We start from the raw sequence: 11188 nt of genomic DNA on the forward strand, positions 1-11188 counted from the left end.
AAAAAAGTACTAGCTCTCCCCTGCAGATTTTCTCCATTTTCATCTTTCTTGGTTATCATAATATGTCTTATCTGCGTATTTTCTATCATTTCCTTTTAGATAAGCTAAAATTACTTTTGGATTTTTAAGTAAAGTCCAGTCTCCATATGTATCAAATCTTCTGCATGAAGTTATCATTCCATTTTTAATAGTACCGAATTTCTTATTATTTTTCTTTCCCCACTCTTTTAAACGTTTAGCAAAATCTGCATCTTCTGCCATAAGCATGTTTTCATTAAATCCGTTGATTGCCATAAAATCTTTTCTATAGCACCAAAAAATCCCTACAGATATAGCTCCGTACTTAAAAAGTAAGGGGATTATGATTAACATTGCGGAGAGAAATATTCCTAAAGATATTCTTTCAAACTTCCCATTTACCCCACCACCAATGTATTTACCTGAAGCTAAATATTTATCTACATTAGACAACATAGACTCTGTCATTATGGTATCAGCGTCTATAGTGACGATTATTTCTCCATTAGCTATTTTAGCCCCTGCATTTCGAATTTTAGATAAGTTTTTATCGTTATTTTTCAATGTAACACAATTATAAGATTTTGCTATTTCCTCTGTTTTATCTGTACAACGATTTAAAACAACTATAACTTCCGTTTGCTCTTTATATGCCTCTGATGCCTTTGCAATTGAATCTAAACATTTTCTAATGTACTTTTCTTCATTGTGTGCAGGAATTATAATAGAAAACTTCACATCTTTTTTCAAATTGACTCCTGAAGATTCGTTTGTCTCAGTCATAATATGCCCCCCTTATTTTATAAGGTAAATATCTGTTATACATAACGTATATTAAAATTCAATAAATTATATGATAGGAACTGCAGGTAAACTATTACTTGAGTATTAAAAAATAAAAACGTTATTCTTTCTAAATAAGCAAAATTACTAGAAAGAATAACGTTTTTTATTAGTTACATTAATATTTTATTCGTTGCTTTATTTCTTCAAAACGAGCATGTATAATTTTTCTGATATCTGGATGATTCTTATATAAAGTAACAGTATACATGATGGAAGATGCAAGAATAGTAGACCATATTAACCAATCTCCAGCATGAGAAAGAACTTTAATTATTTCACTCGTAAATTCTTCCTGTCCGTCATGAAATGTATAGCTGAGTAGTTACCTTATTTTAAAAAAAACATTCTGATTATTTCTTTTTCACTTCTTCTACAAATTCCCATGTCTCTCCGTTATCTTTTGATTGATAAAGTGCACTACTATCGCCATTGTAGTCTCCATCTGCCCCTTGTCCAACTAACATATTAAAAACCCCATCTTTCTCATATGGCATACTAGGAGAATCAAAAGGACTTATTGTGGACTGTGTATGATCTAATTTCACTTCATGCGGCGGATATTCTACCTTTTTGAAAGATACTCCCCCATCATCTGTGCGATATAACTCTCCTTCATTACCAGAAGGCCTAATTGCTCCTAAAAACCCAAGTTTATCATTTATAAAAATGATTCCTGATACACTACCAATCCCCCCATTAAATGGGTCTGGATTGATAACCTCCCATGTTTTCCCTTCATCACTAGTCTTGCTTAATGAATAAAAAGCGCTCCCTAATGCTTTATCTGTCATATTTAGTTTATAACCAACTTCTTTCGATAGGAAAAACTGTTCTTTTTCATTCTTTAAATCTTGTTGTTCCTTCTCTTTAAGCATATCTTCTTTTGGAGGCGTCTTTGATTTACTCCAACTTGCGTCACTTATTAAATTATATCTAGCAGGGACTAGCTCTTTCTCTTTTCCAGGGACAAATATAGATACAGTATATCCAATGATATCAGAAGCTGCTTCTTTAACACTCTGCCTCTTACCATCCTCAGTAATATTAATAATTCCCTCTGTATTGGATCCCCAATTTCTTTTTCCATAATAAATCAACCCATACTTACTTTCATTCCATTTTTTGACCGTTTGCTTAACTGGGATCGCCTTAACCGTTTTAATTAAAGGTTCTACTAATTTATCATCATTATAATCAGGCTTTGCATATCCATCTCGTATTATAGTAATATCTTCTGATTTCTTCTTATTATAAGAGATTAAATAAGTTTCTTCTTTCCCATCAACATTTTTCCCATAAACAAATGTATCAAACGCTGTGATTGTTCCATCTGAATGAAATGTAAGATCAAAATCAGTTGCCATATACAATTTCTTTGGCAAAGGATATTTTTTATTTATATCTTCAAAAATACCTTCTACTCCAGATTTATATATATTATTATGTTTAAGTTTAACTGACCTTTCATGTTTTAACTTTTCTATAAACCATGCCAATTTGCCATTGTAATTTATTGCACTTTTATAAATCTGCATCCCATAAAATGATGTAATTGCAACAATAATGATAATAGAAATGGATCTCCATGCTATTGAATTTGTTAATTTTTTAGATTCATATTCTCTATTTTTTATCACCCGCATTGTAGTAAATGTAGTTATGGATATAAAAAGTACTATACATAATAACAAAATGTAAATATTATAATTCATTCTTCCGTACTTACAGTATAAGGCCAACTCATAGCAAAAGATCCCGTATACAATTATTAGTATTGGATTTGTTACTAATGACAGAAGTATCCTTTTTGTATTTTCTCTAAATATAGAAACCACTCCTAATTATATGAATTACTGATATTAAGTATACTTTATGAATATTCACCATTCTTATCATCGGATTTATACACATTCAAATAATATTTTCCTTGTTTCGCTACGAGTTTTCCCTTTATAGTATTTCCTTCATCTTTACCACAAGCTACGTAATTTTACATGTCTAATTCATGATAAAGTACCCATGTCATCCCAATATTTTGTTCATTTATCACAGAAATAACTACTTCTTTCAGAACTATAACATCAAACGTTTAAACATCTGTCTGATTAGGAGTAATCAGATTCCCTTTTACAAGCGTATTGGAAGTCCTTCTTCTCTTCGAGGGATCCACCTGTTTGCAGTTCTTGTTTTACAGTAACTTTTGTTTGTTCTTTACTTTCTTTTCCTCTACTATCTTCCACTGTTAGTTCCACATTATATGTTCCTTTTTCTCCATATACGTGGGTAGGATTCGCTTCTGTACTTGTTGTACCATCACTATAAAATTTAATTTCTTCATTAAAAAGCATTTTTAATTTTTTATATACTCTTACTGTCGACGTTCAAAAGCTAAACGTACTGCAAGACCTGTCAATACGCTCGCCATAAGCCAACGCTGCACTCGCAGCCACGTTGGACGTGTGCCAAACCATTTCGCAATTTTACTTGCTGTACATACAATTAGAAGGTTAACTATAAAGCTAACAGTGATTTGCGTAAGGCCCAAAACTGCACCTTGAAAAAGCAACGATCCCTTCTCTGGATCTTCAAATTGAGGTTAAAGTGATACATACAAAATAGCAATCTTTGGATTCAGAAGATTAGTCATGAGTCCCATTAAAAATAATTTCCGTGGTGGTTCATTAGAAATCGTACGAGGTTCCATAATAGATATAGCACCCGGTTTAATCGAATTCCAAGCTAGCCAGAATAAGTAAGCAGCACCTGCCCACTTTACTGCTTCATATACAGCGGGAACCGCAAGGAATAGAACTGTAAGTCCAAACATAGTTGCGATTATATAGATTACAAATCCAAGCATGATGCTCAATAAAGAAATAAATCCCGCCATACGTCCCTGCGTAATGGAACGGGAAATGAGATAAATTATATTAGGCCCAGGTGAACAAACCATGCTAAGCGAAACAATTGCAAAAGCTATCAAGGTACTCAAGCTGACCATAAACCTTCCCCCTTTATGTTACATAAAATTTCCTATTATACATTTTATCATGATTGGGGAGAGAAAAAATTAATATAAACCGATGCAGCTAAGTAATATTATCGGATCGAATATAGTGTAATCACATATTTCTCATTCTCTTAAGTAAGGACTAAAAATAACCTATCCATAGAGCTACTAAAACCACTACGAATAAAGCAAAGCAACATGTAATATTTCGAATCCACTTTTGTATATCACCAAAATACCTTTCTATAAATATAGCGTTGATAGTAAGCATAAGAAATAAAACAATGTAAGTAAAAGCACCCAATTTATCGTTAAACTTCTCATTTGTAAATGTACTTACATGAAGGAATAGAAAAACAAACGTTACTATGAATAGCTCAAATAGCCTTTTTTTATTCACCCCACCACCACCTTACAGTAATTCCCTTTCATTCCATTTTATCAGAACATACTGTGTAGCAGCACATGAATATTATATTCATGTTAAAAAGGCCAACAATCCAAGATTGTTAGCCTCTACTTCCCATATTCGTATCTTTTATCACTTTACTTCCTTACAACTGGAATCCACATTTCACCAAACACTAAGCCGTTTCTTTTCCCCATCTCAACCGTCGTATTTGGTCCACCAACATAAGCAAACTCATTTGCATCTGGTAAAGCTTGACCGAAGGCGATGCCAGTCAACTTATTACTTAACTCTTCAGCTGTTTTGTCTTCCCCTTTTACTACTAAGTATTCTCCCCTCGGAAACTGAATCACTCTAGATTCTTCTTCTATTTGTGCTTCTGTCATGACACCCGCATAATACATCATTTTGTTATTCACCGCTTCGCTCACAGAAAAAATGTATTCATTTGTCGCTAAAGCTTTTAAAGTGTCCAGCCTTCCATCTTCTTTAACAGCCGACCAAAAGTCTTCCTTTTCTTTATTTATTCCAGCAAAGTCTGTGTACTCACTCTTAATTTCAGTTCCAATACCTAACACAATAAAGCTATCTTTTTCTTCTATAGTATAATTTTTCATATACAAAACCTGCCTCTTTTTTTATTAATCAAACGATTTATCTTTTCATCTGATACGTTTATAATATCTTTAAACCATGTCAAAAAATGATACTGTTTAGGAGACCAAAATGAAAAAAGTTGAACGGATCAATACAATTATGCGATATATTAACAACCGCTCTCACTTTACAATTTCTGAAATCATACGAGAATTTAACATATCACGATCGACAGCTATTAGAGACATTAGAGAAATTGAAGCTATGGGAATGCCACTTGTCGCTGAAGTTGGGAGAACGGGTGGATATTTTGTTATGCATAATTCTATCCTGCCCGTTGTTCGCTTTACTGATAATGAAGTGAAAGCTCTTTTTATTGCCTTTATGGCTACGAGGAATCAACAACTTCCCTACCTAAAGAGTCGTCAATCTTTAGCCGAAAAACTACTAGGACTCATCTCAGAAACCCAGCAAGATGACCTTGTTCTTTTAAATCAACTCTTGCTTTTTGAAGGGACTAACCCACATAACCCTGATCTACTTGAGCTTTCTGACCTCCCCCATCCGATGTTAGAAAAACTCATTCAAATCCTTCTTTTGAATAACCATTTATTGATTACCATTAAAGAAGATGAAGAAATCAAGTCTTATCCAATTTATCTATTACACCTTTATCAAGAAAAAAGCCATTGGATTATTGAAGGATTTGACTTAAAAGAAGAAAAGAAGTTGATGTTTCCTGTCGATGATCTCATCAATATCGAACCATACACGACGAATAAAAGACTCAATAAGAAAAAGATTTTAGAAAAACTAAGTAAGAAGGCTAAAGCAATTAACCTTGTACTTGAACTTGGTCCGACAGCAATTGCCCAGTTCAAAAAATACCATCCTTTAAAAATTTCAATATCTTATACTAATCCTTACCAATCCACAGCCATTTTAAAAACTTTTATCAATGTTAACAATCCCGATGAAGTGACGGAAATAATAAATTGGCTGCTTTTTCTAGGGAAGGATATTACAATTAGGGAAATGCCTGAAGAAATATTAAAAGATTTACAAGAGCGATTATGTTTATATTCCCCATAAGTAGTGATCAGTTAAACCTCAAAATATTGAGTTTAAGCGATCACTACTTAACGAGGCTTCTATGAATAATACAACAAAAAAGGTAGGAACTAACTTTTAGTTCATACCTTTTATATTAGAGTTTTCTATAAACACATTAAATTGCTTGTTTAAGATTTGAATGTGGATTTGGTCCATACTTATTCTCACCTTCATCACTTTCAATGATACAAAACACAAGTAGAACCGCTCCTCCAAATGGCACAAAATTTAATAGCTGCCACCATCCTGTTTTTCCACTATCATGTAATCGACGAGCTTCCACTGCCAGAGTAGGAACGATAAAAATTGTTATATATAGCAAGGTAATATTGGCTCTTAAGTAAAAGGCCGACGAAGAATAAGAGGCCAAATATATTAATGACCAAAACGTAACCTTATTAAATAAAGTAAAAATCCAGTACTCTTTTCTCGTAGCTCTCCCACTAAATTTCGCATAGTTTTTGAGAGTATATAAATACCATTTCATTTGAACCTCTCCCTTTTTCATCCCCTAAACGATTAATTTATACATTATATACCTTATAAGTATAAATATAACACATCACTACGATAACCTCTATATTTACACGGAATATTCCGTTTATTAACAAGTCATTTTAGTTAAGTGTTAACATACCATACAGGCATGTGTATTCAATTTATTATTCTCCTATTTACTTTAAAACTACTACAATTAAGCGAAGTATGAATGAATTATTAAAGCACGGAAAATCTTCCCGTGCTTTTTCAAAAAAATATATTATTCCGGATGATTTCATTCACTTACCCTAGCTGACGTTTAAATGCTTTACTAGCAAAGAAGCAAGCAATAACCATAATTCCGACGCACCAAGCGAGCGCAATCCAAATATCGTTTCCAACAGTTCCTTCATATAAAAGAGCACGAATCGCATTCACGATTGAAGTTACAGGCTGATTCTCCGCAAACACACGAACAATTTTTGGCATCGTTTCGGTAGGTACGAAGGCTGAACTAATAAATGGAAGAAAAACTAGTGGGTACGAGTAGGCTGTCGCCCCTTCCATAGACTTTGCCGTCAGCCCTGGAATGATAGCCAACCATGTTAGCGCTAACGTAAACATTCCTAGTATCCCAGCTACTGCAAGCCAATCTAGAATATTCGCACTGGAACGGAAACCCATTAAGAGCGCAACAAGAATAACTACAACGATAGTAAGTACATTAGCAACAAGAGAGGTTAAAACATGAGCCCACAATAACGATGAACGCTTAATAGGCATCGTAATGAAACGTGCCATCAGCCCACTCTTTACATCCGTAAAGAGTCGCACAGAAGTGTAAGCTACACCGGATGCGATAGCCATTAGCAAAATTCCCGGCAATAAATAATTGACGTAGTTATCTGTTCCTGTCTGTATAGCCCCACCAAATACGTATACAAACAATAGCATCATCATAATCGGTGTAATCGCTACCGTAATAATTGTATCTGGACTACGCATAATATTGCACATTAAGCGCCCAAGTAATACCCTTGTTTTGCTTTTCATTTATATCCCCTCCTTTTTGCCAATGATCGCAAGGAATATTTCTTCCAATGTAGGCTGCTTCTCAATATACTCCACTTTTGCCGGTGGGAACATCTCTTTCAGTTCAGAAAGAGTACCTGTCGTAATAATTTTTCCACCATGCAAAATTGCGATACGATCAGCCAGTTGTTCTGCTTCCTCCAAATACTGAGTCGTAAGCAAAATAGTTGTACCACTATCAGCAAGTTCCTTGACTGTATCCCACACTTCAATCCGCGCTTCAGGATCGAGTCCAGTCGTTGGTTCGTCAAGAAAAATAACTGCTGGCGCCCCAATCAAACTCATCGCGATATCAAGCCGGCGCTTCATCCCACCTGAATACTGATCTGCCCTTTGGTTTGCCGCATCAGTCAGGCTAAATCTTGCAAGTAGATTGTCAGCAACTTGAGCGGGATTGGAAACACCACGTAATTTGGCGATCATTATCAAGTTTTCCCTCCCTGTCAGCATACCGTCTAAAGCTGCGAACTGCCCTGTCAAACTGATACTTTGACGAACATGGTCTGGTTGACGCTGTACATCAAATCCGCAAATACTTACTTCACCGCTATCTTGCTTCATTAGCGTCGAAAGGATGTTAACCGTTGTCGTCTTTCCCGCTCCATTTGAGCCTAGCAGCGCGAAAATTTCTCCACGCTGCACCTCAAAATCTACCCCTTTTAAAACTTCCTTGTCTTTAAAGGATTTTTTCAAGCCTTTTATAGAAATCGCTGCATGACTCATACTTTTTTCCTCCCTATAAAAATGTTTTGCGGAGATAATTTATTTACCTCTATCTATTTAGTACCACTGATATTCTGTATCACTTAGTACCGAGCTAAAAATATAACTGAATAGCTATGGTGGCAATTCATATGTGTAACCAGCTAATCAGTCGGTATTACTTATTCCATTTATTTTTTTCTCAATTTCTTCATAATACTTTCATTCAAATCTTCACGATACTTGGAGACGTAAGTTTTAGCATTTGCCACTAGTTCGTCAGCAAAGGAAGCCACGTCATCCCCAGTAATGTCAAGCACTTGTCTTCCTTCTGCTGCACCAGCTTCAAACAAATCGATTAATTCATACTGTATGTGTAACATATCCATCCCGTTACCCGCTGAGAAATTCCACATGTAGTTTTGAATTTTCTTAAATACAAATTGGTAGTCCTCTGGCAGAGCCTCAACTCGTGCCATCATCATTTTGTACTCTTTTTTATCACCAATTAACTTTTTAAACATTTCTAACATCTTATTTTCCTCCTTTTTTATAAAACCGAACAAGAAATTCCCAAAGTATCGGCCGGAACATTTTATCTTATGAACCTATTTTGACTTCAAGACGTTAATTTTTGACGATACAAAATCCCATTTTTCCCAAAACAATTCAAGCTCCTGGCGGCCTTCTTCATTTAATGAATAAAACTTACGAGGCGGTCCCATATCTGATGGTTTCTTTTCAATATTCACAAGCTTTTTCTTCTCTAATCGTACGAGGATGGTATACACCGTACCTTCCACAACTTCGGTAAACCCAAGATCATTCAGGTGGCGGGTAATCTCATAGCCATACGTTTCACGGCGACTAATGATTTCCAGTACACACCCTTCCAGTGAACCTTTCAGCATTTCAGTTAAATTTTCCATGTCCTGATCCTCCTTTACCCCCTATTCTGTCTGACTTATATTCAGTATCACAGAGTACTAAGGCGAATTTTTTACTGAACAGTTTTTGTGAATCCGAACTATTCAGTATCACTTATTACATCTACATTGTATGACTAAGTAGTTATGGATGTCAACTTTATTTTCAAAAAAATTAAAAATCCGCTTTACCCTAACCGGATACAGCCTACTTTTTTATGTTGAACTATCCATATAGCTAGTAAGCTAAAGAATGCTTTACAACAAAAATAAATACAATCTTTTTTGTAAGGGGCTACCCCATTTCCATCAAGCTAGCAAAACCGAGATGCCCCCAAACCGAAAAAATGGGAGTATCTCGGTTTTATATATTTGATCATATGTCCTTATTCATATACAGCTAGTTTTTGTAATGGTTGTTCTTTTATAATTAGCCATTCGCTTACAATAATACTATATACAACCAAAAGTGTAATTTAAATCACCTCTCTTTTTAGTGTTTTTATACCGATGTATCTTGTTTTCATGAAATAGATTAAGAGAATTGTGTTTTTTGTTCGTTAAATTGATATTTAATTAATGTAAATTTGATATTAAATATCAACTACCCTCTTCACTATACAGAAACATTAAAAATATCATTACTAAAGCTAAGCCAAGTTTCAATTAAATTATGCCTTAGTTTATAAAAGAAATACCCAATGTAGCATCTAATATGTAAAAAACCATTCGATATTTCGGTATTAATTTATACCTAATTTCAGATCCTTTAATAAAATATCAAAGATCAAATGGAGTTAGAAAATTTTTTATGAGTTGTTTTCACTTTTAATAAATTCCCATTTTTCTTTGATCATGCCATAAGCAATAAATTAATTCCCTCTAAAAAATCCCGAAAATTCATTTAGCTCCAAATGAAAAGTGATTTACGGATGTAACTTATTTATTATTTGGAGAGCGTACTTTGTATTTATCAACGATTATGGATGCCTTTAATCGCCAAATTATAAGTTATGTCGTCAGTAATCGGTCCTTAGCGATGAAGATAGTAAAACAAGCAATGAGAGGACGAAAAGTAAAAGATGTCATTCTTTACACAGACCAAGGAAGTGTTTATACTGCGAAGGAATTTCAATCGTATGCCAAACAAAACGGCATTATCACCAGCATATCCCGGAAAGGAAATTTCCATGATAATGCCATCATGGAAAGCTTCTTTGCGCATTTACAAGCGGAACTTTCTACTCACAAAAGATAGCAAGAGTATTCAACACAGCTGTACGAAAGGTTGTGCTAGAATACATTCATTACTACAATTGTGTGCGAATTCAAGAAAAATCAAACCACCTATCCCCTAAAGAATTTAGGGAACAGATGGTTTAGGTGTTTTGATAGGCGTTCCATTTTCAGGGTTCACTTCAGTTTTAATTTTATTACTTCATTAGTCTTCTTAATTTTCCAATCATTGATTCCGTTGAGTTCCTTTTTCTCAATTTGAACATTAAGGGTGTTCTCTCGTTTCTTTATATTCATCAATAATATATCCCGAATAGGTAGTAGCTTGCCTTTCATATCCAATTTTAGTTAAATTAATATCATTAATCCATTGGAAATAATGAGTCAGCTCATGAGCAATAGTAACCAGATAATATCCTAATGCATCATCTTTTCCATTTTTTTTTAACGTTTCATAATAATCACCTGTTGAAATACGAATATATGGCTCATCATTTCGATTAAATGGCTCGAAGAAAGTTCCATAGACTAGCTCTCCATCCATCGCTTTAATTTTACATGCATATTTCACATATATCGGTACTCTAATAGGGAAATAATACTCTTGTCGTAACCATTTACAAAATTCTTTAATTGCTCTTCTTACCTCAGGATCAACATCTTTATCAAACTTTAATCTTAATCCTGTACGGTGGCTCTTGTCTTCTAAATTATAATATTTCTGCCAATTTGTCAGTGTCCAAATATGCATATCATCAC

General features: G+C 34.3%; 11 protein-coding genes and 4 pseudogenes. 2 read left to right on the forward strand and 13 right to left on the reverse strand.

Features of this window, described 5'->3' with window-relative positions; genetic code table 11:
• Positions 1 to 39 precede the first annotated feature (39 nt).
• The 7 genes and pseudogenes from BHV55_RS16955 to BHV55_RS16985 form a co-directional block, all read right to left on the reverse strand.
• On the reverse strand, positions 40 to 801 hold the full coding sequence (locus tag BHV55_RS16955) for a glycosyltransferase family 2 protein (RefSeq protein ID WP_000141006.1): 762 nt from the start codon (positions 799 to 801) through the stop codon (positions 40 to 42).
• Between the two features lie 178 nt (positions 802 to 979).
• Positions 980 to 1174: pseudogene (locus BHV55_RS16960) on the reverse strand (hypothetical protein); the annotation flags it as partial.
• 40 nt (positions 1175 to 1214) lie between these two features.
• Positions 1215 to 2699: a WD40/YVTN/BNR-like repeat-containing protein gene (locus BHV55_RS16965; protein WP_023901655.1), complete on the reverse strand. Its 1485-nt coding sequence runs from the start codon at positions 2697 to 2699 to the stop codon at positions 1215 to 1217.
• A 35-nt stretch (positions 2700 to 2734) separates the two neighbouring features.
• A pseudogene (locus BHV55_RS27780) lies at positions 2735 to 3209 on the reverse strand (PKD domain-containing protein); the annotation flags it as partial.
• A 23-nt stretch (positions 3210 to 3232) separates the two neighbouring features.
• Positions 3233 to 3865, reverse strand: a pseudogene (locus BHV55_RS16975) (LysE family translocator).
• A 151-nt stretch (positions 3866 to 4016) separates the two neighbouring features.
• On the reverse strand, positions 4017 to 4274 hold the full coding sequence (locus tag BHV55_RS16980) for a DUF3963 domain-containing protein (protein WP_001036206.1): 258 nt from the start codon (positions 4272 to 4274) through the stop codon (positions 4017 to 4019).
• 146 nt (positions 4275 to 4420) lie between these two features.
• Complete coding sequence (locus tag BHV55_RS16985; RefSeq protein ID WP_000801038.1) at positions 4421 to 4900, reverse strand: GyrI-like domain-containing protein; 480 nt, start codon at positions 4898 to 4900, stop codon at positions 4421 to 4423.
• A gap of 109 nt (positions 4901 to 5009) precedes the next feature.
• Here BHV55_RS16985 and BHV55_RS16990 point away from each other — a divergent pair, with 109 nt between their 5' ends.
• Entirely contained in the window at positions 5010 to 5972 is a 963-nt protein-coding gene (locus BHV55_RS16990; RefSeq protein ID WP_070756826.1) for a helix-turn-helix transcriptional regulator, read from the forward strand.
• A 136-nt stretch (positions 5973 to 6108) separates the two neighbouring features.
• On the opposite strand, the gene BHV55_RS16995 is transcribed toward BHV55_RS16990, so the two are convergent.
• The 5 genes from BHV55_RS16995 to BHV55_RS17015 form a co-directional block, all read right to left on the reverse strand.
• Entirely contained in the window at positions 6109 to 6480 is a 372-nt protein-coding gene (locus BHV55_RS16995; RefSeq protein WP_070756828.1) for a DUF805 domain-containing protein, read from the reverse strand.
• A 296-nt stretch (positions 6481 to 6776) separates the two neighbouring features.
• Positions 6777 to 7526, reverse strand: a complete 750-nt coding sequence (locus BHV55_RS17000; RefSeq protein ID WP_070756830.1) for an ABC transporter permease — start codon at positions 7524 to 7526, stop codon at positions 6777 to 6779.
• Entirely contained in the window at positions 7527 to 8288 is a 762-nt protein-coding gene (locus BHV55_RS17005; RefSeq protein WP_070756832.1) for an ABC transporter ATP-binding protein, read from the reverse strand.
• A gap of 170 nt (positions 8289 to 8458) precedes the next feature.
• Positions 8459 to 8800, reverse strand: coding sequence for a DUF1048 domain-containing protein (locus BHV55_RS17010; protein ID WP_000891986.1), 342 nt, complete (start codon positions 8798 to 8800; stop codon positions 8459 to 8461).
• Between the two features lie 75 nt (positions 8801 to 8875).
• On the reverse strand, positions 8876 to 9196 hold the full coding sequence (locus BHV55_RS17015) for a PadR family transcriptional regulator (RefSeq protein WP_000429487.1): 321 nt from the start codon (positions 9194 to 9196) through the stop codon (positions 8876 to 8878).
• Positions 9197 to 10118: 922 nt separating this feature from the next.
• Between BHV55_RS17015 and BHV55_RS17020 the strand changes: the two are divergent.
• Positions 10119 to 10576: pseudogene (locus tag BHV55_RS17020) on the forward strand (transposase); the annotation flags it as partial.
• A gap of 118 nt (positions 10577 to 10694) precedes the next feature.
• On the opposite strand, the gene BHV55_RS17025 reads toward BHV55_RS17020, so the two are convergent.
• Positions 10695 to 11180 carry a hypothetical protein gene (locus tag BHV55_RS17025; RefSeq protein ID WP_070756834.1) on the reverse strand — a complete coding sequence of 162 codons (486 nt, stop codon included), beginning with the start codon at positions 11178 to 11180 and terminating at the stop codon, positions 10695 to 10697.
• Positions 11181 to 11188: the final 8 nt, after the last annotated feature.

Origin of the sequence: Bacillus sp. RZ2MS9, assembly GCF_001816185.2 — a bacterium.
Taxonomy (GTDB): Bacteria; Bacillota; Bacilli; order Bacillales; family Bacillaceae_G; genus Bacillus_A; species Bacillus_A cereus.